20 protein-coding genes and 2 pseudogenes are annotated in these 22,940 nt (G+C 67.6%); 18 read left to right on the plus strand and 4 right to left on the minus strand.

What is annotated here, in order from left to right; translation table 11 throughout:
• The first annotated feature begins 35 nt into the window (after nt 1–35).
• The 12 genes from FE811_RS11885 (at nt 36) to FE811_RS11940 (ending at nt 12,745) form a co-directional block, all read left to right on the plus strand.
• Nucleotides 36–1,547: a sugar ABC transporter ATP-binding protein gene (locus tag FE811_RS11885; RefSeq protein WP_140847694.1), complete on the plus strand. Its 1,512-nt coding sequence runs from the start codon at nt 36–38 to the stop codon at nt 1,545–1,547.
• Nucleotides 1,544–2,521 (plus strand): ABC transporter permease, encoded by a 978-nt coding sequence (locus FE811_RS11890; protein ID WP_036755508.1) that lies wholly within the window; start codon nt 1,544–1,546, stop codon nt 2,519–2,521. The genes FE811_RS11885 and FE811_RS11890 overlap by 4 nt, the downstream gene beginning before the upstream one ends.
• A gap of 2 nt (nt 2,522–2,523) precedes the next feature.
• Entirely contained in the window at nt 2,524–3,465 is a 942-nt protein-coding gene (locus FE811_RS11895; protein ID WP_140847698.1) for a sugar kinase, read from the plus strand.
• Nucleotides 3,466–3,468: 3 nt separating this feature from the next.
• Nucleotides 3,469–4,746, plus strand: a complete 1,278-nt coding sequence (locus FE811_RS11900) for a D-tagatose-bisphosphate aldolase, class II, non-catalytic subunit (protein WP_140847701.1) — start codon at nt 3,469–3,471, stop codon at nt 4,744–4,746.
• A gap of 176 nt (nt 4,747–4,922) precedes the next feature.
• A complete protein-coding gene (locus tag FE811_RS11905) occupies nt 4,923–5,945 on the plus strand; it encodes a LacI family DNA-binding transcriptional regulator (protein WP_072463455.1) in 1,023 nt (340 codons plus the stop codon).
• A gap of 109 nt (nt 5,946–6,054) precedes the next feature.
• Complete coding sequence (locus FE811_RS11910; protein WP_140847703.1) at nt 6,055–7,359, plus strand: sugar ABC transporter substrate-binding protein; 1,305 nt, start codon at nt 6,055–6,057, stop codon at nt 7,357–7,359.
• 101 nt (nt 7,360–7,460) lie between these two features.
• The gene (locus FE811_RS11915; protein ID WP_140847706.1) at nt 7,461–8,333 is read left to right on the plus strand and encodes a carbohydrate ABC transporter permease; all 873 of its coding nucleotides are present in this window, start codon (nt 7,461–7,463) and stop codon (nt 8,331–8,333) included.
• 7 nt (nt 8,334–8,340) lie between these two features.
• A complete protein-coding gene (locus FE811_RS11920; protein WP_072463458.1) occupies nt 8,341–9,171 on the plus strand; it encodes a carbohydrate ABC transporter permease in 831 nt (276 codons plus the stop codon).
• Nucleotides 9,172–9,181: 10 nt separating this feature from the next.
• Nucleotides 9,182–10,180 carry an ABC transporter ATP-binding protein gene (locus FE811_RS11925; protein WP_140847708.1) on the plus strand — a complete coding sequence of 333 codons (999 nt, stop codon included), beginning with the start codon at nt 9,182–9,184 and terminating at the stop codon, nt 10,178–10,180.
• Entirely contained in the window at nt 10,177–10,947 is a 771-nt protein-coding gene (locus tag FE811_RS11930) for an L-iditol 2-dehydrogenase (RefSeq protein ID WP_140847711.1), read from the plus strand. Before FE811_RS11925 ends, FE811_RS11930 begins: the two co-directional genes overlap by 4 nt.
• A gap of 57 nt (nt 10,948–11,004) precedes the next feature.
• The gene (locus FE811_RS11935; RefSeq protein WP_140847714.1) at nt 11,005–11,991 is read left to right on the plus strand and encodes an alcohol dehydrogenase catalytic domain-containing protein; all 987 of its coding nucleotides are present in this window, start codon (nt 11,005–11,007) and stop codon (nt 11,989–11,991) included.
• Between the two features lie 82 nt (nt 11,992–12,073).
• Nucleotides 12,074–12,745: an HAD-IA family hydrolase gene (locus FE811_RS11940; protein ID WP_255469719.1), complete on the plus strand. Its 672-nt coding sequence runs from the start codon at nt 12,074–12,076 to the stop codon at nt 12,743–12,745.
• Between the two features lie 48 nt (nt 12,746–12,793).
• On the opposite strand, the gene FE811_RS11945 is transcribed toward FE811_RS11940, so the two are convergent.
• Together FE811_RS11945 and FE811_RS11950 are read right to left on the minus strand one after the other, a co-directional pair.
• Nucleotides 12,794–13,309, minus strand: coding sequence for a GNAT family N-acetyltransferase (locus FE811_RS11945; RefSeq protein WP_140847716.1), 516 nt, complete (start codon nt 13,307–13,309; stop codon nt 12,794–12,796).
• Between the two features lie 241 nt (nt 13,310–13,550).
• Nucleotides 13,551–14,945, minus strand: a complete 1,395-nt coding sequence (locus FE811_RS11950) for a PLP-dependent aminotransferase family protein (RefSeq protein ID WP_255469720.1) — start codon at nt 14,943–14,945, stop codon at nt 13,551–13,553.
• A gap of 121 nt (nt 14,946–15,066) precedes the next feature.
• Between FE811_RS11950 and FE811_RS11955 the strand changes: the two genes are divergently transcribed.
• The 6 genes and pseudogenes from FE811_RS11955 to FE811_RS11980 all read left to right on the plus strand — a co-directional run.
• The gene (locus tag FE811_RS11955; protein WP_140847719.1) at nt 15,067–15,927 is read left to right on the plus strand and encodes a DMT family transporter; all 861 of its coding nucleotides are present in this window, start codon (nt 15,067–15,069) and stop codon (nt 15,925–15,927) included.
• A 248-nt stretch (nt 15,928–16,175) separates the two neighbouring features.
• Nucleotides 16,176–16,385 (plus strand): annotated as a pseudogene (locus FE811_RS28720) (RNA polymerase sigma factor); the annotation flags it as partial.
• Between the two features lie 25 nt (nt 16,386–16,410).
• On the plus strand, nt 16,411–16,692 hold the full coding sequence (locus FE811_RS28265; RefSeq protein WP_255469721.1) for an RNA polymerase sigma factor: 282 nt from the start codon (nt 16,411–16,413) through the stop codon (nt 16,690–16,692).
• A gap of 55 nt (nt 16,693–16,747) precedes the next feature.
• Entirely contained in the window at nt 16,748–17,677 is a 930-nt protein-coding gene (locus FE811_RS11970) for a FecR domain-containing protein (protein WP_140847728.1), read from the plus strand.
• A gap of 97 nt (nt 17,678–17,774) precedes the next feature.
• The gene (locus tag FE811_RS11975) at nt 17,775–20,222 is read left to right on the plus strand and encodes a TonB-dependent siderophore receptor (protein WP_181180857.1); all 2,448 of its coding nucleotides are present in this window, start codon (nt 17,775–17,777) and stop codon (nt 20,220–20,222) included.
• 148 nt (nt 20,223–20,370) lie between these two features.
• Nucleotides 20,371–20,643: pseudogene (locus tag FE811_RS11980) on the plus strand (alkaline phosphatase PhoX); the annotation flags it as partial.
• Between the two features lie 57 nt (nt 20,644–20,700).
• On the opposite strand, the gene FE811_RS11985 reads toward FE811_RS11980, so the two are convergent.
• Together FE811_RS11985 and aztC are read right to left on the minus strand one after the other, a co-directional pair.
• A complete protein-coding gene (locus FE811_RS11985; RefSeq protein WP_140847734.1) occupies nt 20,701–21,933 on the minus strand; it encodes a metallochaperone AztD in 1,233 nt (410 codons plus the stop codon).
• Nucleotides 21,934–22,008: 75 nt separating this feature from the next.
• Nucleotides 22,009–22,938 (minus strand): zinc ABC transporter substrate-binding protein AztC, encoded by a 930-nt coding sequence (gene aztC / locus FE811_RS11990; protein WP_140847736.1) that lies wholly within the window; start codon nt 22,936–22,938, stop codon nt 22,009–22,011.
• Nucleotides 22,939–22,940 lie beyond the last annotated feature (2 nt).

Below are 22,940 nucleotides of genomic sequence, written 5' to 3' on the forward strand. Positions count from 1 at the left end.
TGCCTTGCGGCGTGACCACGGGGGGAGTTGAACGGATGAACCAGCCAGCGGAATTCGTGCTGTCCTTGCGCGATATCAGGAAGAGCTTCGGCCCCGTCGAGGCGCTGAAATCCATGCGGCTGGATGTCCGGCCGGGCCGCGTGCATACCATCCTGGGCGAGAACGGTGCCGGCAAGTCGACCTTGATGAAGATCCTGGTCGGCGTGCATCCGCCTTCGGGTGGCGAGATGATGCTCGACGGCCGAGCCTATGCGCCGCAAAGCCCGAAAGACGCTGCCGCCCAGGGGCTGGCGATCGTCTTTCAGGAACTCAGCCTGTGCAACAACCTCAGCGTCGCCGAGAACATCATGGCGACGCATGAACCGGCGCGCTTCGGCTTCATCAACGACCGGACGCTGCGGGCGAATGCCAGGGCGCTGGTGCGCGAGCTTGGCCTGCCCGTGGACGTCACCGCAAAGGTCGGGCGGCTGTCCATCGCGCAGCGCCAGCTTGTCGAGATCGCCAAGGGGCTCAGCCGGCCCGCCAAGGTGCTGATCCTGGACGAGCCGACCTCGTCGCTGTCGGATTCCGAGGCCGAGATCCTGTTCCGCATCATCGACCGGCTCAAGGCGCGGGGCACGGCCATCATCTACATCTCGCACCGCATGGAAGAGATCATGCGCCTGTCCGACGACATCACCGTCATCCGCGACGGCGCCTATGTCGCGACACGCGCGCGCGACGAGACCTGCATCGAGGAGCTGATCGCGCTGATGGTCGGCCGAAGGATGGACGAGATCTATCCGCCGCGGCTTTCGCCCGTGCCCGGTGCGGATATGCCGCCGATGATTGCCGTGCGGGGCCTGTCCTGCGCGGGCCGGTTCCGGGATGTCGGCTTCGAGGTCCGGCCGGGCGAGATCCTCGGCTTCTTCGGCCTGATCGGCTCGGGCCGCTCGGACGTGATGAATGCGCTGTTCGGCATGCGCCAGGCGAGCGGCGAGATCCGCATCGACGGCAAGCCAGCCAGGCTGCGCAATCCCGCAGACGCCATCGCCGCCGGGATCGGCTTCGTGACCGAGAACCGCAAGGAGGAAGGGCTGGCCCTGGGCGCCCCGGTGCGCTCGAACATCTCGATGGCGGCGCTGGACGGCTTTGCGGGAAAGGGCGGTTTCCTGCGCTTCGGCAGCGAACGCCGCGCGGCCGGGGCAGAGGTGCAGCGCCTGGGGGTCCGCACCAATTCGCTTGAAACGCTTGCGGGCAAGCTGTCCGGCGGCAACCAGCAAAAGATCGTGCTGGCGAAATGGCTGCTGACCCGCCCGCGCGTCCTGATCCTGGACGAGCCGACGCGCGGCGTCGATGTCGGCGCGAAATTCGAGATCTATCGCATCATCCGCGAACTTGCCGCCGAGGGGACCGCGATCCTGCTGGTCTCCTCGGAACTGCCCGAGGTGCTTGGGCTGGCGGATCGCATCGCCATCATGGCCGAGGGGGAGTTGAGGGCCACCTTGGCCCGCCGCGACCTGACGCCCGAGCTTGTCATGGCCCATGCAACGGGAACGCATCAATGACCCAGACAACCGACACGACCCTTAGCGCCGGGCGAGAGCAGCTGCGCGCCGCCTTGCATCAATACGGGGGCATCCTCGTCTCGCTTATCCTGCTTTGCGTGATCTTCACCGTCCTGAACGAGCGGTTCATGACGGTCGCCAACCTGACGAACATCCTGCAGCAGGTGGCGGTGGTCGCCATCGCCGCCTTCGGCATGACCTGGGTCATCCTGCTGGGCGAGATCGACCTGTCCATCGGCTCGATCATCGCGGTGGCGGGCATGGCGGGCGCGCAGGCGCTGGCCTTTGGCTGGGGCTTTGCCCCCGCGCTGCTGTTCACGCTTCTGGCCGGCGCGGCGATGGGGCTGGTGAACGGCGTGCTGACCGCCCGGCTGATGCTGCCGTCGTTCATCGTCACGGTGGCGACGATGGGCATCTATCGCGGCTTGGTCAGCCTGCCGACCAACGGCGCGCCGGCGATGATCTCGGACCCGGCCTGGACGGCGATCGGCAGCGACAGCTGGCTCGGCCTGCCGATCATCATCTGGATCGTCGTGGCGCTGTTCCTGTTCAACCATGTCCTGCTGTCGCGCACGACCTTCGGCCGGCGCGCCTATCTGACCGGCGGCAACCGCGAGGCGGCGCTTTATTCCGGCATCAAGGTGGACCGGCTGAAGATCGCCATCTTCACCCTCTCGGGCGTGATGGCGGCGGTGTCGGGGATCCTGCTGTCCTCGCGCCTCTATTCGGCGCAGACCAATGCCGGGATGAGCTACGAACTCGACGCCATCGCCGCGGCGGTGCTGGGCGGCACCAGCCTGGCGGGCGGCGTCGGCACCATGGTCGGCACGCTGATCGGCGCGCTGATCATCGGGGTGATGAACAACGGCATGAACATGCTGTCGGTGCCCTATTTCTACCAGCTCATCGTCAAGGGCCTCGTGATCCTGATCGCGGTCTGGCTGGACGTGCGCGCCAAGCAGAAGCGGGGTTGAGCATGAACAAGGTTCTGACCATCGGCGAGGTTCTCGTCGAGATCGTGGCGACCACCCGCGGCAACGGCTTTCTTGCGGCGCAGCCGCTGGTCGGCCCTTTCCCCTCGGGCGCGCCCGCCATCTTCATCGACCAGGTCGGCAAGCTGGGAACGCCTTGCGCCATCATCTCGCGCGTGGGCGACGACGATTTCGGCCGGGTGAACCTTGAAAGGCTGCGGGCCGACGGGGTGGATGTCTCGGGCATCGAGATCGCGGCGGGCGAAAGCACCGGCAGCGCCTTCGTCCGCTACCGCGAGGATGGCAGCCGCGCCTTTGTCTACAACATCCGCCACGCCGCCTGCGGCAAGCTGCGGCCGACCGCGGCATCCGAGGCGCTGATCGAAAGCTGCACCCACCTGCATGTCATGGGCTCGGCCTTCTCGGCGCCGGAGCTGGGCGGGATGGTGATGGACGCGGCGCGGCGCATCAAGGCGCGCGGCGGCACCATCTCGTTCGACCCGAACCTGCGGCCGGAACTGCTGGACGCGCCCGGCATGCGCGCGGCGCTGGATGCGGTGCTGGCGATGACCGACCTGTTCATGCCCTCGGGCGAGGAGCTGTTCCTGTTCGATGCGGGTCGGGATGAGCCGGTGGTGATCGCCGCCCTGCTGGATCGCGGCATCCGCACCGTGGTCGTCAAGCGCGGCGCGGGCGGCGCCAGCCTGTTCCAGCGCGGCCTGCGCGTCGATGCCAAGCCGCTGGCGGTCGAGGAGGTCGATCCCACGGGGGCCGGCGACACCTTCGGCGGCGCCTTCCTCAGCCTGTGGCTGGCCGGGTCCGACCCGGCCGAGGCGCTGCGCCTGGCCAATGCCGCGGGCGCGCGCGCCGTGACCCGGCTGGGGCCGATGGAGGGCACCTCGACCCGCGCGGAACTGGACGCGCTGCTTTCGGAACAAAAAGGCTGAAGTATGACCTATAATCCTCTGAAATCTATCGCGGAATGGCGCGACGGTCACGGCCCCTCGGGCATCCCTTCGATCTGCACCGCGCATCCCATGGCGATCGAGGCGGCGATGCGCTGCACCCTGCCGACCCCCCTGCCGCTGCTGATCGAGGCGACCTGCAACCAGGTCAACCAGGACGGCGGCTATACCGGCATGACCCCCGCCGATTTCCGCCGCTTCGTGGAAAGGATCGCGGCGCGCACGGGCTTCCCGCCGGAGCGGCTGATCCTGGGCGGCGACCATCTGGGCCCGAACCCGTGGAAAGGCCTGCCCGCCGACCAGGCGATGGAGAGGGCCGAGGTGATGATCCGCGCCTTTGCCGCGGCTGGCTTCACCAAGCTGCACCTGGACTGTTCCATGGGCTGCGCCGGCGAGCCGGTGGCGCTGGACGATGCCGAAACCGCGACCCGCGCGGCGCGGCTGGCGGCGGCGGCCGAGGCGGCGCGACCCCAAGGCGGCGTTGCCCCGGTCTATATCATCGGCACCGAGGTTCCGATCCCCGGCGGCGCGATGGAGGAAATCGAGGGGTTGGAGCTGACCAGCCCCGATGCCGCCCTGACCACCTTCGAGGTGCATCGGCGGGCCTTCGCGGATGCGGGCCAGCAGGACGCCTTCGCCCGCGTCATCGGCCTGGTGGTGCAGCCGGGGGTCGAGTTCGGCAATCACAACGTCATCGACTATGACCCCGCGGCGGCGCGCGACCTGTCCGCCGCGCTGGCGCAAATGCCCGGCACGGTCTTCGAGGCGCATTCGACCGACTACCAGACCCGCGATGCGCTGGCCGCCCTGGTCCGCGACGGTTTCGCCATCCTCAAGGTCGGGCCGGGCCTGACCTTCGTGCTGCGCGAGGCGCTTTACGGTCTGGATGCCATTGCCGGGGAACTGTTCCCCGGCCGGCGCCGGCGGACCCTGCGCCAGGCCATGGAGGCGGTGATGCTGGAGGCGCCCGGCAACTGGGACCGCTACTATCACGGCACCGATGCCGAGCGCGCCTTGCAGCGGCATTTCTCCTACAGCGACCGCATCCGCTATTACTGGCCGCAGCCTGCCGCCGAGCAGGCGGTGGACGAGCTTTTCGCGCTGCTGGACGGGGTGGACCTGCCCGAGACGCTGGTCGCGCAATATCTGGGCGGGCTTTATCCCGCGGTCCGGGCCGGCCGCCTGCGGCCTCGCGCCAGAGATCTGGCGCTGGCGGCGGTCGAGCGGCTGGCGCAGGATTATGTGGCGGCCTGCTGTTCCTGAACGGCCCCGCCGCCGTGCAAGGGCTGGGATCTTCCCGGCCCTTCGCCGTTCCCGACCATGCTGCACCAGGGATCGCGGCTATTGACCCTCGCCGTTTCGCGGCTGATATTGTCAAGATAAGTCTTTACGCGAGACAAGATATTGCTTTCGGATTTCCAACCGAAAGGGGAGGCGGCATGGAAGAGCAGAAGATCAGGAATATGGAAGAGTTTTCGGCGGTCAGCGGCATCTCGCGGCCGACGATCTCGAAATATTTCAACGACCCGTCCAGCGTCCGCCGTTCGACCCGAGAGCGGATCGAAGAGGCTATCGCCCGCTACGGCTATCGGCCGAACCTGTTCGCCATCAACCAGAACCGCAAGTTCACCAAGAACATCGGCATCATCGTCCCGCATATCGTCGATCCCTTCTATGCCGAGATCGTCCGCCAGATCGAGACGCGCTGCGTCGAGGCGGGCTATTGGGCCATCGTCCTGGGCTCGCACGGCGATGCCGAGCGCGAGCTGAGCGCCATCGAGATGCTCTATTCCCTGCGCATCGCCGGGGCGATCATCGCGCCCCTGGGGGACACGTCAGTCTCGGACCGCATCCGGCAGCTTGCGGCGGACATTCCCACGGTGATCTTCGACAACCACATGAACGGGGACGAGATTTTCGTCGGCACCGACAATTTCCAAAGCGTCGGCCTGATGGTCGACTACCTGTGCCGCAGCGGCGAGCCGCCCTGTTTCCTGGACATGCCCGCCGTCAATACCAATGCCCGCGAACGCCGCGAAGCCTATGTCCGCGCCATGGAGGAGCAGGGTTTCGAGCCGCATGTGATCCCGGCCGAATCGGCCGGCTGGGACTTCGAGGAACTGGGCTACAATGCCGGGCTGCGCCTGCTGCCCACGCATCAGCTGCCGACGAATACCGTGCTTTGCGCCAACGACCGCATGGCGATTGGGCTGATCGCGGCGGCCTTTGAAAAGGGGCTGCGGGTCGGGCGCGGTGCCGCCACGGCGCTGCGCGTGGCCGGCCATGACGACCACCCGATGGCCCGCTTTACCGCGCCGGCCCTGACCACGGTGGCGCAAGATTATGTTTCCATTGCGGAAAACAGCGTCTCGACGCTTTTCGGCATGATCGAGGACGGGGTGCGCCCGTCCAGCCCGCTGCGCCGGTTGGAGGGCAGGCTGATCCTGCGTGCCTCGGCCTGATTATTGGTTCGCGACTTCTAAAAAATTTTCGCGCGTAAAAATATTGATTGACCCATTCGGTGGAAATCCGTAGCTTCCTTGGCAACAGCTTCACCGAGGGAGGACAAGGATGAAACTGAAGACGGCGTTGCTGGCCGCGACGGCGATCGCCCTGACGGGCGCCGCGCAGGCCGAGGAACTGACCATCGCCACCGTGAACAACGGCGACATGATCATCATGCAGAAACTGGCCCCCGAATGGGAAAAGGCCACCGGGCACAAGATCAACTGGGTGATCCTGGAAGAGAATGTGTTGCGCCAGCGGGTGACGACCGACATCGCCACCAAGGGCGGACAATTCGACATCATGACCGTCGGCTCCTACGAGGCGCCGATCTGGGGCAAGCAGGGCTGGCTGATGCCGCTCGACGACCTGGGCGAGGATTACGACTACGGCGACCTGATCCCCTCGGTCGCGGCCGGGCTTTCGGCCGATGGCAAGCTGGTCGCGGCGCCGTTCTATGCCGAAAGCTCGTTCACCATGTATCGCAAGGATCTGTTCGAGGCGGCGGGGCTGATAATGCCCGAGCAGCCGACCTATGACCAGATCGGCGAGTTTGCCGAAAAGCTGACCGACAAGTCGAAGGAGCAATACGGCATCTGCCTGCGCGGCAAGCCGGGCTGGGGCGAGAACATGGCCTTCCTGGGCACCTTGGTGAACACCCATGGCGGGCAATGGTTCGACATGGACTGGCAGCCGCAGATCGACAGCCAGCCCTGGCAGCAGGCCATCACCTATTACGTCGACCTGATGACCAAATACGGGCCCCCCGGCGCGGTCAGCAACGGCTTCAACGAGAACCAGGCGCTGTTCCAGACCGGCAAATGCGCGATCTGGATCGACGCCACTTCGGCCGCGGGCCGGGTCTACGACCCCAAGCAAAGCGAGGTCGCCGACAAGATCGCCTTCGCCCCCGCGCCGCAGGCAGTCACCCCGGCGGGTTCGGCCTGGTTCTGGGCCTGGTCGCTGGCCATCCCCTCCAGCTCGACCAAGGCCGACGTGGCCAAGTCCTTCATCGCCTGGGCGACCTCGAAGGATTACGTGAAGCTGGTCGGCGAAAACGAGGGCTGGGTCGCCGTGCCGCCGGGCACGCGGCTGTCGACCTACGCGCTGCCCGAATATCAAGAAGCCGCGCCCTTCGCCGCGACCGTGCTGGCCTCGATCGAGGCGGCAGATCCGGCCAAGCCCACCAAGGATCCGGTGCCCTATACCGGCATCCAATATGTGACGATCCCCGAGTTCCAGGGCATCGGCACGGTCGTCGGCCAGCAGATCTCGGCCGCGCTGGCCGGGCAGACGAGCGTCGAAGCGGCCCTGAAGGCCGCCCAGGACTACGCGGCGCGCGAGATGACCCGCGCCGGCTACCCCAAGTAAAGGGCTCCTCCCTGGAGGGGGGCGGAGCGGCAAGCTCCGCCCTTTTCGAGAGCGGCCGATACCCGTCCGCACGCGCCGATCATCTTTCATTGGAGACACGCATGGCCACCGCGCATTCGCGCGCGCTTGCGCGCCTGATGGTCTCGCCCTCGGTCATCCTGCTGCTCTTGTGGATGATCGTGCCCCTGGGCATGACCGTTTATTTCAGCTTCCTGCGCTACAACCTGCTCATGCCCGGCATGGAGACCTGGGCGGGTTTCGACAATTACTATTACTTCGCGACGCAGCCCTCGTTCTGGATCGCGCTGAAGAACACGCTGTATCTGGTCCTTGGCGTACTTTCGATCACCGTGATCGGCGGCATTGCCCTGGCCTTGCTGCTGAACCAGCCCTTCTGGGGGCAGGGCATCGTCCGGGTCATGGTCATCGCGCCCTTCTTCGTCATGCCCACGGTCTCGGCGCTGGTGTGGAAGAACTTCTTCATGAACCCGGTCAACGGCATGTTCGCGCATCTGGCCAAGGCGCTGGGGTTCGCGCCGCTGGATTTCCTGTCGCAGGCGCCGCTGGCCTCGATCATCCTGATCGTTTCCTGGAGCTGGCTGCCCTTTGCCACGCTGATCCTGCTGACCGCGCTGCAGTCGCTCGACAGCGAGCAGATGGAGGCGGCCGAGATGGACGGCGCCGGCTGGCTTTCGCGCTTTCGCTACCTGACGCTGCCGCATCTGACGCGCTCGATCACCGTGGTGGTGCTGATCCAGACCATCTTCCTGTTGTCGATCTTTGCCGAGATCCTGGTCACGACCAACGGCGGCCCCGGCGTTGCATCGACCAACCTGCCGTTCCTGGTCTATTCGCAATCGCTTCTGTCCTTCGACGTGGGCGGCGGCTCGGCCGGGGGCATCATCGCGGTCATCCTGGCCAATATCGTCGCGATCTTCCTGATGCGGATGATCGGCAAGAACCTGGACGCATGAGGAAGCCATGGCACGCAAGACTTCCCCCACCCAACGGGCCGTGGTCACTGTGGCGGCATGGACCATCGGCTTCCTGATCTTCCTGCCGATCCTGTGGACGGTGATCCTCAGCTTCAAGTCGGAAACCGATGCGATCCGCACGCCCTTGCAGGTGCTGTCGGCGCCCTGGACAACGGCCAGCTATGCCGAGGTGCAGGCCCGCTCGAACTACGGCGCGCATTTCATGAACTCGGTCATCATCTCGGTCGGCTCGACGGTGCTGGCGCTGATCGTCGCCATTCCGGCCGCCTGGGCCATGGCCTTCCAGCCCGGCCGGCGGACCAAGGACCTGCTGATGTGGATGCTGTCGACCAAGATGATGCCGGCCGTGGGCGTCTTGATCCCGATCTACCTGATGTTCCGCGACTTCGGCCTGCTGGATACGCGGATCGGGCTGACGGTGGTGATGACGCTGATCAACCTGCCGATCGTGGTCTGGATGCTCTACACCTATTTCCGCGAGATCCCGTCCGAGATCCTCGAGGCGGCACGGATGGACGGCGCCAGCCTTGGCAAGGAAATCCTTTACGTGCTGACGCCGATGGCGGTGCCTGGCATCGCCTCGACCTTGCTGCTGAACGTCATCCTGGCCTGGAACGAGGCGTTCTGGACCCTGCAGCTGACCACCTCGAAAGCGGCGCCGCTGACGGCCTTCATCGCCAGCTATTCCTCGCCCGAGGGGCTGTTCTACGCGAAACTCTCGGCGGCCTCGACCATGGCCATCGCCCCGATCCTGATCCTTGGCTGGTTCAGCCAGAAGCAACTGGTCCGCGGCCTGACATTCGGCGCGGTGAAGTGAGGTAAACCCAATGGGACAGATTACGCTCAACAAGGTCCGCAAGGCCTTCGGCGAGGCCGAGGTCATTCCCGGCATCGACCTGCAGATCAACCACGGCGAGTTCGTCGTCTTCGTCGGCCCTTCGGGCTGCGGCAAGTCCACGCTGCTGCGGCTGATCGCCGGGCTCGAGGACATCAGCTCCGGCCAGATCGTCATCGACGGGAAAGAGGCCAGCAACGCCCCTCCGGGCGAGCGCGGGCTGGCGATGGTGTTCCAGTCCTATGCGCTCTACCCGCATATGTCGGTCAGGAAGAACATCGCCTTTCCGCTGAAGATGGCCGGCATGCCGCCGGCCGAGCAGGACCGCCGCGTCGAGGATGCGGCGCGCATCCTGAACCTGTCGAACTATCTCAACCGTCGTCCGGGCCAGCTTTCCGGCGGCCAGCGCCAGCGCGTCGCCATCGGCCGCGCCATCGTGCGCGAACCGGCGGCGTTTCTCTTTGACGAGCCGCTGTCGAACCTGGATGCCGCGCTGCGCGTGACCATGCGGCACGAGATCACCGAGCTGCACCAGAAGCTCAAGACGACGATGATCTACGTCACCCATGACCAGGTCGAGGCCATGACCATGGCCGACAAGATCGTCGTGCTGCACGCCGGACGCATCGAGCAGGTGGGCAGCCCGCTGGAACTCTACAACGCACCCGCGAACATCTTCGTCGCGGGCTTCATCGGCAGCCCCCGGATGAACTTCATCACCGGCCCCGAGGCGGCGAAACACGGTGCCCATACCATCGGCATCCGCCCCGAGCACCTGGAGATCGCGGCCGAGGGCGGCTGGCAGGGCCGGGTGCATCTGGCCGAGCATCTGGGTTCGGACACCTTCCTCAAGGTGGACAGCCCCGAACTGGGCGAGCTGACCGTCCGCGTCAGCGGCGAACGCGGGCTGAATCCTGGTGACGAGGTTCGGCTGACACCCCGCCCCGACCGCATTTATCGTTTCTCTGAAGATGGAAGGTCCATGACATGAGACTGCAAGGCAAAACCGCCCTCATCACCGGCGCCGCGCGCGGCATCGGGCTGGAATTCGCCCGCGCCTATATCGCCGAGGGCGCCCGTGTCGCCCTGGCCGACATCAACGCCGATGCCGTGCGCGCCGCCGCCGAAAGCCTGGGGCCGCAGGCCATCGCGGTACAGATGGATGTCGCGAAACAGGACAGCATCGACGCGGGCTTCGCCGAGGTGATCGCCCGGTTCGGCCATCTCGACATCCTCATCAACAACGCGGCGCTGTTCACCGCCGCCCCGGTCGAGGAAGTGACCCGCGCCGATTACGACCGCGTCATCGCCGTGAACATGACCGGCGCCTTCTTCTGCATGCAGGCGGCGGCCAGGCACATGATCGCGCACGGCAAGGGCGGCAAGATCATCAACATGGCCTCCCAGGCCGGCCGGCGGGGCGAGCCGCTGGTTGCGGTCTATTGCGCCAGCAAGGCCGCTGTCATCAGTATGACGCAAAGCGCGGGTCTGGGCCTGATCCGCCACGGCATCAATGTCAACGCCATCGCCCCCGGCGTGGTGGACGGCGAGCATTGGGACATGGTGGACGAGCATTTTGCCCGCTTCGAGGGGCTGAAGCCGGGCGAGAAGAAGAAAATGGTCGGGGCGGCCGTGCCCTTCGGTCGTATGGGGGTCGCCGCCGACCTGACCGGCATGGCGATATTCCTGGCCACGCCCGAGGCCGATTACATCGTCGCCCAATGCTTCGGCGTCGACGGCGGCAACTGGCTGGCCTGAGCGTTCATCCTCGCGGTCCCGATGATCGTCGGTTCCGCCACACCATTTGGGGGCTATATGCAAGCCATCATCTTTCGTCAGGGTCGGCAGGTTGCCGTCGAAACCCTGCCCGATCCCGAACCCGGTCCGGGCGAGGCGCTGATCGCGGTCCGCGCCAGCGGCATCTGCCACACCGATATCGAGATCCTGCGGGGCAATTACGGCGCCTCGGCCTTTCCGCTGGTGCCGGGGCACGAATATGCCGGCGAGGTCGTCGCCCTGGGTGCTGACGTCGACGCCTTCTCTGTCGGCGATCTGGTCGTGGTCGATCCGAACATCGGTTGCGGTGATTGTCCCGGCTGTCGCGCCGGCCGCGTCAACCTGTGCGAGAATCTTGGTGCCTATGGTGTCACCCGCAACGGCGGCTTCGCCGAGCTTTGCGTGGTGCGGTCCGACGCGTTGGTGCGCGCGACCGGGATGGACCCTGCGCTTGCGGCCCTGGCCGAGCTGATGGGCTGCGTGCTGAACGGCCTGTCGCCCCTGGCCGGGCACCACGTTGACCGGGCGCTGGTCTTTGGCGCCGGACCCATCGGCATGCTGATGGGCATCGCCCTGCACCAGCGCGGGGCCGAGGTGGCGATGGTCGACCTGGACGAGAGCCGGCTGGCCATGGCGGCGGAGTTCGGCCTCGGCGCGCTGCCCCAGGGCTCGGCCGAACTGGATCGGCTGCGCCGCGGCTGCGACCTGGCGGTGGATGCGACCGGCGTGCCGGCGGTGGCGGCGGGCCTGCCGGGATACGCTGCGAACGGCGGCAACGTGCTGTATTTCGGCGTCTGCCCGCCCGCGGCGCGGATCGAGATTTCCCCCTTCGAGATCTTTCGCCGCCAGCTATCGCTTTTCGGCACGCATTCCCTGAACCGCAATATCGCCGAGGCGCTGGAGGTCATCCAGGCCTGCGGTCCGGGCCTGGGCAGGCTGATAACCCATCGCCTGCCGCTGCCCGAGATCGCCGGGGTCTTCCGGGCCGGCACGCCAAAGGGCGCCATGAAGGTGCTGATGGCGTGACCGGCAGGGATGCGATCGGGGTTTGTGATCGGTTCCGAAATGGTCCAGACCACGGGATGGGAAATCGGGCGGGATGATGGAATTGACGCAAACCCCTGGAGGCTACGAAGCCTTCCTGTTCGACATGGACGGCACGCTGCTGACCTCGATCCCGGCCGTCGAGCGGGTCTGGACCGGCTGGGCGCATCGCGTCGGGGCGCCGGTCGCCGAGGTTCTTGCCTATCTGCACGGCCGCCGCGCCGTCGATACCGTGCGCCATTTCGCCCCGCCGCATCTGCGGATCGCTGAGGAGGTTGCCTGGGTCGAGGCGCGCGAGATCGAGGATGTCGATGGGGTCGTCGCCATCGCAGGCGCCATCGACCTGCTCGCCTCGCTCGCGCCGGGGCGATGGGCCGTGGTGACTTCGGCAAGCCGCAGGCTGGCGCTGCGGCGGATGGCGGCCGCGGGGCTTCCGCTGCCCCGGATCATGGTCACTTCGGACGACGTGTCGCGCGGCAAGCCGGACCCCGAAGGCTATCGTCGAGGGGCTGCGCTTCTGGGCGTGGACATCGGCCGCTGCCTGGTTTTCGAGGACACGGAAGCCGGCCTGCTGGCCGGGCGGGCTGCGGGCGCCCAGGTCATCCGCATTGCCGGGCCCCATACCGTGCCCCAGGACGAAGAAGCGCCGACGATCACCGGTTACGGCGGGCTTCGCGTCTTGTCCGGCGCCAGCGGCATGGTGCTGAGTAGGGCGACGGAACCTGTCGGACCCTAGGATTTCGCTCTCCAGCCGCTGGGCGGGGGCCATCGCGGTGCTTGGTCGTCACCGCCCCGGCACGTCGCGCTGGTCCAGGATCAGTTGAAGAAATGCCAGGTCGAGCCATTTGCCGAACTTGGCGCCGACCTGCTTCAGATGGCCCGCCTGCTCGAAGCCCAGCGTCTCGTGCAGCCGGATCGAGGCGGTATTGCCGGCCTCGATCCCGGCCACCATCACATGCTTGCCCAGGTCTCGCGCGCGCTCGATCAGCGCCAGCATGAGGGCGCGGCCGATCCCGGCGCCGCGCTGGTCGCCACGCACATAGACCGAATGCTCGACGGTATGGCGATAGCCGTCGAAGGCACGCCAGTCGCCGAAGGACGCATAGCCCAGGACCGCGCCATTTTCGTCCACCGCGACCAGCACCGGATAGCCGGCCCGGCGGCGCTCGGCCAGCCAGGCCATGCGGTTGGCGGCATCGACCTGCGTCTCGTTCCAGATCGCCGTCGTATGGGCGACGGCATCGTTGTAGATCGCGGTAATGCCGTCGATATGCTGGTCCTCTGCGTCGCGGATGTCCATTCCGGCCCTCTGCCTGTTCGCCATACCGGGGCACGATCCGCCAAAGCGGGCGCACCGTCAACGCGATCCCGGCGGGCTTTTTTTCGGTGTCGCGAAGGTGGCGCGGCAATCTCCATGGCGATCCCGGCGATGGGCAGGCCCTGGGCAGGCCGCCGCCTTGCAAAGCCCGTCACCGGCCAGGCTCACTGCGCAGGGGCTGCACGAATGCATCGGGTTTTCGAAGCCGGATCGGCCCAGCCTCTCACCCTTCCATCGCCCTTTCGAGTGCCGCGAAGATCCGCGCATCGCCAAGCTGCGCGACGTTGAAGCGCAGGAACGCGCTTGCGGATTGCGAGACGCTGAAGACGTTTCCCGGCGCGAGGACGACGTTCTCCTCCAGGCAGCGCCGGGCGATGGCGGTGGAATCCCGGCCCTCGGGCAGCCGGCACCACAGGTAGAAGCCGCCGCGCGGCATGATCCAGGGAACCAGGCCAAGCGGCCGCAGCCGGTCCTCCGCCTCCTTCCGGGCCCGCGTCAGCCGCTGGCGCAGCTCGTCCATATGCTTGCGATAGCTGCCGCCAGCCAGAACGCCTGCGATCACCTCCGCCGCCACTGGGCTGGGACCGCCGAAGCTGGTCGCGACCTGCAGGTCGGCCAGCCCCTCGATCCAATCCGGCCGGGCGGCGATATAACCGCAGCGCAGCGAGGCCGAGAGCGTCTTCGAGAAGCTGCCGATCCTGATGACGCGGTTCAGCCCGTCGAGGATCGCCAGCCGCGGCGACAGGGCGGGCTCGAAATCCGCGAAGATGTCGTCCTCGACGATGGTCAGCCCGTGGGCCGCCGCCGCGCTCAGCAGCCGATGCGCGGTCTGCGGCGAAAGGCTGGCACCGGTCGGATTGTGCAGCGCCGAATTGGTGATGTAGAGCCGCGGGTTTTCCTGGGCGAGGGCGCGCTCGAAGGCAACGATGTCCGGGCCGGTGGGGGTGAAGGGGATGCCGACGACCCGCACCTGATGGGCGCGCAGCAGCGCCTGGAAATTGAAATAGCAGGGATCGTCGATCAGCACGGTATCCTCGGGCCGCAGCAGCAGGCGGCAGATCAGGTCGATGGCCTGCGTCCCCGAGCCCGTCAGCATGACCTGGTCCATGGTGGCCAAGATGCCCTCGTCGGCGAACCGGCCCAGCAGCAGGCGCCGCAGGGCCGGCGCGCCGCGGGTGCTGCCATAATCGGAAAGCAGGGCGTCCTCGGCCCTGGCCAGGGCCCGCAAGCCTTTCCGCAGCGCGGCATGGGGCATCCAACCGGCAGGCAGCCAGCCGCAGCCCGGCTTCAGCACCGCGGGGTCGGCATCGAGCGATTGCCGCGAGACCCAGAACGGATCGACGGCGCGGTCGCGCGGCGGCCCCATTTCGGCCAGCGCCATCGGCGGCAGGTCCGCGCCGGTGACATAGAAGCCCGAGCCGCGCCTGGCGCGGATGACACCCTCCGCCGCCAGCCGGTCATAGGCCTCGACCACGGTCGAGGGCGAGACGCCCATGGTTCTCGCGAAGCCCCGGACCGAGGGCAGGCGATCGCCGGGGCCGAGCGCCCGGTTCGCGATCTTGGCGCGGACGGCATTCATCAGCGCCTGCGTGCGCGTGGTTTCCTGGCTGTCCATCATCGCGCCTTCTCCCGCTGTATGGGCCGTTTCACCCATACGGATTGTCGAAACTGTAATGTATTGTTCCTGTCCGGGCCAGAGCCGGATCGCTATTGCCGGGGGCGGTAAAGCGGGGATCGCCATGGAACGTGGAACGGCAGGTTGGGGCAGCGGCCTTCTGGGCGTCATCATCTTCAGCGGGTCGCTGCCGGCCACCCGCGTCGCCGTGGCGGATTTCTCGCCGATGTTCCTGACCTCGGCCCGCGCGGTGATCGCCGCGCTGCTGGGGGCGGCTTGCCTGTTGGCGCTGCGCCAGCCCCGGCCCGAGCGCCGCGACCTGCTGTCCCTGGCGCTGGTCGCCTTCGGCGTCGTGCTGGGCTTTCCGCTGCTGACCGCGCTGGCACTGCAGCACATCACCGCGGCCCATTCCATCGTCTTCGTCGGGCTGCTGCCGCTGGCGACCGCCATCTTCGGCGTGCTGCGCGGAGGCGAGCGGCCCGCGCCGGCCTTTTGGGTCTTTGCGGTGATCGGCGCGGCTGCGGTTGCCGGCTTCGCCCTGCATGGCAGCGATGGCGGCACGCTGGCCGGCGACCTGCTGATGATCGCCGCGATCCTGGCCTGCGGGCTGGGCTATGCCGAAGGCGCCGCGCTGTCGCGCCGGCTCGGCGGCTGGCAGGTCATCTCCTGGGCCTTGCTGCTGTCCCTGCCGATCATGGCGGCGATCAGCCTGTTCACCTTGCCGCCTGCATGGTCCCTGATCACCATGCCCGCCTGGCTCGGGCTTGGCTATGTCTCGGTCTTCAGCATGATGGTCGGCTTCATCTTCTGGTATCGCGGCCTCGCGCTTGGCGGCATTGCCGGGGTCGGGCAGTTGCAGCTTCTGCAACCCTTCTTCGGCTTCCTGCTGGCGGCGATCCTGCTGGGCGAGCCCATCGCCTGGACCATGATCGCATCCGCCGTCATCGTCGTCCTCTGCGTCGCCGGGGCCAAGCGATACGCGTGAGGCCCGGACATGGCCCTCGTCATTCCCGAAACCTCTGCGGCAAAGACCGATCATGATCCGGCATGGATGGCGAAACCGCAGGCATCACCAGGCCGGCGGTATGCGGCCTGCGTGGCTGGCGGGACGAGCTTGCCACCGCAAGGCCCCGCGCGGCTTGGCCGTTGCGTCATGGCCGGGCGCGGGGTAGGAGGGAGGCAGCCAAGCCGTCCAGCACAGCCACCCCGAAACCTTTGTGGTGCCGCGCGACGATGGAACCGACCTTCTCTTTCGACAAGCTCTATCTCGGCCAGCGGGGCCGGCTGCAACGCCTGGTGCTGCGCGTGACCGGGCAGCGGGCGACGGCCGAGGATGTCGTGCATGACGCCTTCCTGCGGCTGCTGAACATGCCCCAAGGCCATGTGATCGCGCAGGACGCCTGGCTGGCCCGCGTCGCGCGCAATCTGGCGCTGAACCACATGCGTCATGAACGCCAGGGGGGTCGTCGTGGATGCCCCGCCCGGCGGTGTCGAAACCATCACCTCGGACACGCCCTCGGCCGAGATGGTGCTGGTCTGCCGCGAAAGCCTGCGCCGTGTCATGCAGGCGATCCTGGCGCTGCCGCCGCGGCGGCGCGAGATCTTCGTGCTGCATCGGTTCGGAGAACTGACCTATGACGAGATCGCCGCGCGGCTTGGCATTTCGCGCAATACCGTCATGGTGCAGATCGTGAACGCCCTTGCCGACCTGCGCCGCGAACTCGGCCGCGACTTTTTCCGGCAAGGATGATGCGCCAGCGACGCCGGGGTGCCATAGAGGCAGGAACGCGTTTCAGGATCCGTGCATGCTGAAGGACGAGGACCCCCCCGAGCTGCGCAAGGCGCTGGAATGGCTGGTGCGGCTGAACGACGACCGCGCGCCGCCCGACCTGGAGCGCCGGTTCCAGGCGTGGCTGGCGGCCTCGGCCAGGAACCGTGCCGCCTGGGACGAGGCAAATGCGCTCTGGGCCGGGATGGAGCCGGTCAAGGCCGAGTTCGACACCCTGCGCCGCCGCGACCGGGCCATCAGCCGCCACCGCCTGATCGGCGGGCTGGCGGGCCTTGCCGTCGCCGGCGCCGGCGGCTGGCATGTCTCGCGTCCCTGGTTCCGGGCCGATCACGTCACCGATGCCGGAGAGGTGCGCGACATCGCGCTTGCGGATGGCTCGCTGGTCAATCTCGGCAGCCGCTCGGCCCTCTCGGTCGACCTGGGGCCCGAGCGGCGGCTGGTCCGGCTGCTGCGAGGCGAGGGGTTCTTTGCCGTGGCGCCCGACCCGCGGCCCTTCGCGGTCCGGGCCCTGGGCGGAGAGGTGGCGGCATTGGGAACGCGGTTCAACGTCTGCCTGCAGGGCGGCCGCGTCGACGTCGCGGTGGCAGAGCACGCGGTTTCGCTGAAGCTGCCGGGCCTGCCTGCGGTCGAACTGGGCCAGGGCTGGCAATCCAGCTATGGCCGCGACTACATCGCGCCGCCGGTGCAGGCAGAGCCGGACAGCATCGGCGCCTGGCGGCAGGGGCGGATGATCTTTCGCAACACCCCCCTGGGCGAGGTGCTGGCCGAGATCGCGCGCTGGCGCGGCGGCAGCATCTCGGCCTGGGGCAGCGGGGTGGCGGCGGTCCCGGTCACGGCGATCTTCGACACGAACGCGCCGGATGCGGCGCTGGAAACCATCGTCCAGACCCTGGACCTGCGCATGGTCAACCTGCCCGGCGGGATCACCCTCATCCGCGGCGGATGATTTTTTTCACCGCCGCCTTAATGACCTTTCCGTTCCCAGGTGTCTGCCATGCGAGGGCCGAAGAAAGCCGGTCATGGCACATGCAAGAGGGACAAGGATGGAACGGACACGCAAGGGGTTGCCGGGATTTTGGCTGGGGATCGCCACCGCGATGCTGCTGGCATCGACGGCGCTAGCCATGCCGCTGACGGCGCCGGCGGCGGCGGCGCAGGAAACGGCCGGGACAGGCAGCTTCGCCATCCCCGCCCAGCCGCTTTCTGCGGCGCTGGTCCGCTTCGGCCGGGCCAGCGGCTTGCAGATCTTCTTCGACGAGCGCGTGGTCGCCGGCCACCGCAGCCCCGGCGTCAGCGGCAGCATGACCGCCGAGGCCGCGCTGGCCCGGCTTCTGGCGGGCACCGAGCTCGGCTATCGGTTCAACAATCCCCGGACGGTCAGCATCCTGGCGCAAACACCCGCGGCACCGGCGGCGGCCGAGCCCGGCTCGATCCTGCTGGACACCGTCGTCATCCAGGGCGAGGGCATGGGAAGCTGGGACGTTCCGCCGGCCTATGCGGGCGGGCAGGTCGCCTCGGGCGGCGCGCTTGGCATCCTTGGCAATACCGGCGTGATGGACACGCCGTTCAACCAGACCAGCTATACCAGCAAGCTGATCCAGGACCAGCAGGCCGCGACGGTCGCCGACGTGCTGGACAACGAACCCTCGGTGCGTCGCGCCACCCCGGCCTATGGCTCGGCCGAGAACGTGAAGATCCGCGGCTTCGACATGAACGTGGGCGAGGCGGCGATCAACGGGCTCTATGGCCTTGCCCCGCTGTCGGGCAGCCTTCCGGTCGAATTCGTCGAGCGCGTCGAAGTCCTGAAGGGCCCGAATGCGCTGCTAAGCGGGATCACCCCGTCGGGCCAGGTCGGCGGCGGCATCAACCTGGTCATGAAACGCGCGGGGGACGAACCCCTTGCGCGGCTGACCATGGGGCTCGATTCGGATTCGTCCCTGCGCGCGCATGTGGATGTAGGCCGGCGCCTTGGCGCGCAAAGGCAATGGGGCCTGCGCGTCAACGGCAGCTATCGCAGCGGCGAAACCTTCATCGACGGCCAGTCGCGCAAGGTTCCGGTGGGCGCAGTCGGGCTCGACTATCGGGGAGGGCGCTTCCGCGCTTCGCTCGACGCCTATCACCTGCAGGAAAAGACCGAGGGCGGGATCGCCTTCTACGCCTCTCCGGCGGCCGGCCTGACCGAGATGCCCGCCGCGCCCTCCGGCAACACCAACATCTATCCGGGGATCCGGTCGGACTACACCACCCAGGGCGCCGTCCTGCAGGCCGAACTGGACATTGCCGACGGCGTCACCGCCTATTCCAGGCTGGGGGAGCAGCGTTTCCGGCAAAGCGGCTTCTTCGGCGGCATCGCCATCGCGCTGGCCCAGAACGGCGACACCGCCGTCAACGTGACCGACTGGCCCTATGAATCGGATGGCAGCTCGGCCGAGGTCGGGGTGCGCGGCGCGTTCTCTACCGGCGGGGTCGAGCATCGCTTTGCCGTCAGCGCCGCGCGGCAGAAGCGCGAGCTGGCATCCAGCGTCACCTTTGCCCGCAACCCGACCAACATCTACGATCCGCTGCCGATCACCCTCTGGCCGGACCCGGCAGGCGCGCCGCTGAAGACCGCCGAATCGACGATGACCAGCCTGGCCCTCGTCGATACCATGTCCCTGTTCGACGACCGCGCGCTGCTGACGCTGGGCATCCGCCACCAGAAGGTCCGGTCCGACAGCTACGACACCGCCACCGGCCTTGTCGCCAGCAGCTACGATTCCAGCGCCTGGACGCCGATGGTCGGGCTGGTGGTCAAGCCCAGCGAACATCTGTCCTTCTACGGCAGCTATATCGAGGGCCTGTCGCCCGGCACCGTCGTCGATGCCGCCTACCAGAACGCCGGGCAGGTCTTTGCCCCCTACAAGACCCGCCAGGTCGAGATCGGCGCCAAGCTGGAGACCGGCGGCTTCATCAACACCGTCAGCCTGTTCCAGGTCGAAAAGCCGGGCACCCTGGTCGATTACGCCACGGCGCCGCTGCCCACGCTGCGCGAGAACGGCGAGCAGCGCAATCGCGGCATCGAATGGGCCATCATGGGCGAGATCGCGCCGGAACTCCGCGCGCTTGGAGGCGTGAGCTATACGCAGGCCCGCCTGACCAGGACGCAGGACGGCGCCCATGACGGAAACCATGCGCCCGGCGCCGCGCCCCTGGCGGTCAACCTTGGCCTGGAATGGGATACCCCCTGGGTGCAAGGGCTGACGCTCAGCGGGCGGCTGATCCACACCTCGTCGCAATATGTCGACAACGCCAATGCCATCAGGATCCCGGACTGGACGCGGGTCGATCTGGGCATGCGCTATGAGACGGTCCTGGGCGGCAGGAAGGTCTCGGTGAACGGCGGGGTGAAGAACCTCTTCGACCAGAGCTACTGGGCGGGCGCCAATGCAAGCAATGTGGTGGCGCTTGGCGCGCCGCGAACCTTCCAGCTTTCCGCTTCGGTGGATTTCTAGGGCAGGGTCGGGCTGTTCGCCATCGGCCCTTGCGCCGGTGCGCCGGCTGGGCAAACGGGGCAAAGCCATGCCGCTGTCCTCGGGCGGCGGCGTCCGGGCGCGGGGCATTGACCGGCATCTTCCGGCAAAGCCGCCCGTCGCCGCGCCGGTGGATGCCGAGGGCAGGAGGCGCTGCACCTCGCCGCTGTTCCATCGCGTGCCCGTGGGGGCCGAGATGTGCGGCCCCTGTCCGACGCCGGACCTGGCCACCTTCTTCGTGGCGGTGCAGCATCCGGGCGATGGCGGCGAGGATTGGGAGGGCCACGGCCGCCCGTCCTATTACGAGGACCTGTCCACCCGCTGGCCGGATTTCCGCGACGACATGCCGGGGCGCCCGGCGGTGGTGGCGATCACGAAACAGGGCGGCGGCCGGATCGGTTAACCGAGGCCGGGAAGCAAAGGGGGCGGTTCGTCGCCCCCTTTTCGTGTCGTGCCTGCGTCAGTGCGTGACGCCGCTGCCGCCGGTCACAGCGATGTTGTAGGGCTTGCCCTCGACCGGCACGGTGCCGCGTTCCGTCAGGTCCTCGGTCGCGATGCGGCGGACCAGGCCGGCGTTGGGGTCGGTGACGACGATTTCATCCCCGGCCATGGCGAGGCGCGGGCGCGGGTCGTTCCAATGCCCGTCCATCGAATAGGGCTCCGTCACCTTGGCGCTGGCCGCGATCTCGGCCTTCAGCAGGTCGATGCGGTGCAGGCTGCCGTCCTCGGTCAGCACGTAGCCGGTCGAGGGCCTGGCCGGGTCGAGCGCGAAATCCACCCGGCGGAAAGGCAGCTTGATGTAGCGGTAATGCGGCTCGTCCACCGGGTCGATGACCGCCAGCCCGTCGGGGCCGTAATTGCCCAGGAAGACCTGGATGCCGGTCGAGCCCAGCAGCGTGCCGGTGGTCACGCCCTGCGGCAGGTCGGCCGGATAGGGCAGCAGCCTGTATTCCGGGCCGTTCGCGCCGGCCTTGACGGTCAGCACGCCTTCCTTGCAGCCCGCGGCCAGATAGGCGCCCGAGAAGGCCTCGCCATGGATCGCGGTGCAACTGGCCAGGTCGCCTGCCGGCTTGCCCTCGGCGTCGAAGGCCTGCAGGCCCAGTCGCGGCACCGAGGCGTCGCCCTCGACCTTCTCGTCCGAGGCGACGGTGGACAGCCAGCTGTCGCCCATGGGCGCGACGAAGCCGTGATGGGCGCGGGCCTGCGGGAACCTGACCGGCTCGACCTTGCCCTCGGCCAGCGCGTGGCCGTCGAGGATCTCGGCATAGCCGCCCTGGTCGTAGTTCAGCACCACCTTGCCGTCGTGCTCGACCAGGTGGAAGGGCCGCGGCCCGGTCAGGCTGGCGTCGATGGCCGCGGGATCGCCGACCTCGATGTCGCGGTGGTCGCCGTGGTCGTGGAACGCGATGCCGCTGCGGATGAACTGCACCGTGTCGGCATCGGACTGCACCGCGGCCACCACCGCGCCGCCCGCCACCGGGAACAGCTTGACCTGGCCGGTGGTCGGGAAGATCCAGCGGTGATCGGGTTCGGACAGGTCGAACGCCGTGACCTGGGCCTTTTCGTGATCGCCGACGAAGACGCGGTAAAGCGTGACGTCCTCATGGCCGTGATCGTGGTCATGGTCCTGCGCGAAAGCCGCGCCGGCCAGGATCAGCGCCAGGGCGCTGGCGCCCGCGAGATGTCTGAGCATGGATGGTCTCCTTGGATGGTGGATCGGGGTGAAGGCGCCGGGACGGGGCAATGGCTGGTCCCGGCGGAAATCTGGTCAGCGGGCGGCCAGCGCCGCGGCGATGGCGCCGGCGTTGTGGCGCATCATCGCGATGTAGTCGGGCGCCGGGCCGTCCGGGCCGGACAGCGCGTCGGAATAGAGCGTGCCTGCCAGCGGCAGTCCGGCCTCGGCCGCGATCTGCTCCAGCAGCCTGGTGTCGCTGATGTTCTCGGCGAAGATGGCCGCGGCCTTGCGGTCGCGGATCTCGCGGATCAGGCCCGCCACATCGGCCGCAGCGGCTTCGGATTCGGTCGAGACGCCCTGCGGCGACAGGAAATGCACGCCATAGGCGGCCTCGAAATAGCGGAAGGCGTTGTGGGCGACCACCACGGTGCGGCGGTCCGTGGGTAGGGCGGCGACGGCGCTGCGGATTTCGGTATCGAGGGCGTCCAGTTCGCCGATATAGCGGGCCGCATTTGCCTGATAGGCGGCGCAGCCTTCGGAATCGGCCGCGCAGAAGGCTGCGGCGATGTTCTGCACATAGACCTTGGCATTCGGCACCGATTGCCAGGCATGGGGATCATGCGCGCCGGCATGGAAGACCGCCTTGCCGTCGATATAGTGGTAATGGCCGCCGCCCGGCTCCTCCATCGTCTCGACCCCGTCGGTCAGGGTGGCGACGGCGGCATCGGTTCCGCTGGCGGCGATCAGGCGGGTCAGGAAGCCCTCGAATTCCAGCCCGTTGGTCAGCACCACATCGGCGCCGGCCAGCGCGATGGCATCGGCCGGTCGCGGCTCATGGACATGCGTGTCGGAATCCGGGCCGACCAGCACCTTCAGCCTGATCCGGTCGCCGCCGACCTCTGCCGCGAAATCGCCGATGATCGAGAAGGTGGCGACCACGTCCAGCGGTTCCGCCTGCGCAGCCGCAAGGGATGAAAACGCAATGGCTGCACAGGCGGCAATGCGGCGAAGCCAATCTCTCATGG

The organism is Paracoccus sp. FO-3 (genome assembly GCF_006386455.1).
Classification (GTDB): Bacteria; Pseudomonadota; Alphaproteobacteria; order Rhodobacterales; family Rhodobacteraceae; genus Paracoccus; species Paracoccus versutus.

Bases quoted from the DNA above. Each gene is read 5' to 3' on its own strand.
- FE811_RS11885 (WP_140847694.1), top strand. From the start codon at position 36: ATGAACCAGCCAGCGGAATTCGTGCTGTCCTTGCGCGATATCAGGAAG.
- FE811_RS11890 (WP_036755508.1), top strand. From the start codon at position 1,544: ATGACCCAGACAACCGACACGACCCTTAGCGCCGGGCGAGAGCAGCTG.
- FE811_RS11895 (WP_140847698.1), top strand. From the start codon at position 2,524: ATGAACAAGGTTCTGACCATCGGCGAGGTTCTCGTCGAGATCGTGGCG.
- FE811_RS11900 (WP_140847701.1), top strand. From the start codon at position 3,469: ATGACCTATAATCCTCTGAAATCTATCGCGGAATGGCGCGACGGTCAC.
- FE811_RS11905 (WP_072463455.1), top strand. From the start codon at position 4,923: ATGGAAGAGCAGAAGATCAGGAATATGGAAGAGTTTTCGGCGGTCAGC.
- FE811_RS11910 (WP_140847703.1), top strand. From the start codon at position 6,055: ATGAAACTGAAGACGGCGTTGCTGGCCGCGACGGCGATCGCCCTGACG.
- FE811_RS11915 (WP_140847706.1), top strand. From the start codon at position 7,461: ATGGCCACCGCGCATTCGCGCGCGCTTGCGCGCCTGATGGTCTCGCCC.
- FE811_RS11920 (WP_072463458.1), top strand. From the start codon at position 8,341: ATGGCACGCAAGACTTCCCCCACCCAACGGGCCGTGGTCACTGTGGCG.
- FE811_RS11925 (WP_140847708.1), top strand. From the start codon at position 9,182: ATGGGACAGATTACGCTCAACAAGGTCCGCAAGGCCTTCGGCGAGGCC.
- FE811_RS11930 (WP_140847711.1), top strand. From the start codon at position 10,177: ATGAGACTGCAAGGCAAAACCGCCCTCATCACCGGCGCCGCGCGCGGC.
- FE811_RS11935 (WP_140847714.1), top strand. From the start codon at position 11,005: ATGCAAGCCATCATCTTTCGTCAGGGTCGGCAGGTTGCCGTCGAAACC.
- FE811_RS11945 (WP_140847716.1), bottom strand. From the start codon at position 13,309: ATGGACATCCGCGACGCAGAGGACCAGCATATCGACGGCATTACCGCG.
- FE811_RS11950 (WP_255469720.1), bottom strand. From the start codon at position 14,945: ATGATGGACAGCCAGGAAACCACGCGCACGCAGGCGCTGATGAATGCC.
- FE811_RS11955 (WP_140847719.1), top strand. From the start codon at position 15,067: ATGGAACGTGGAACGGCAGGTTGGGGCAGCGGCCTTCTGGGCGTCATC.
- FE811_RS11970 (WP_140847728.1), top strand. From the start codon at position 16,748: ATGCTGAAGGACGAGGACCCCCCCGAGCTGCGCAAGGCGCTGGAATGG.
- FE811_RS11975 (WP_181180857.1), top strand. From the start codon at position 17,775: ATGGAACGGACACGCAAGGGGTTGCCGGGATTTTGGCTGGGGATCGCC.
- FE811_RS11985 (WP_140847734.1), bottom strand. From the start codon at position 21,933: ATGCTCAGACATCTCGCGGGCGCCAGCGCCCTGGCGCTGATCCTGGCC.
- aztC (WP_140847736.1), bottom strand. From the start codon at position 22,938: ATGAGAGATTGGCTTCGCCGCATTGCCGCCTGTGCAGCCATTGCGTTT.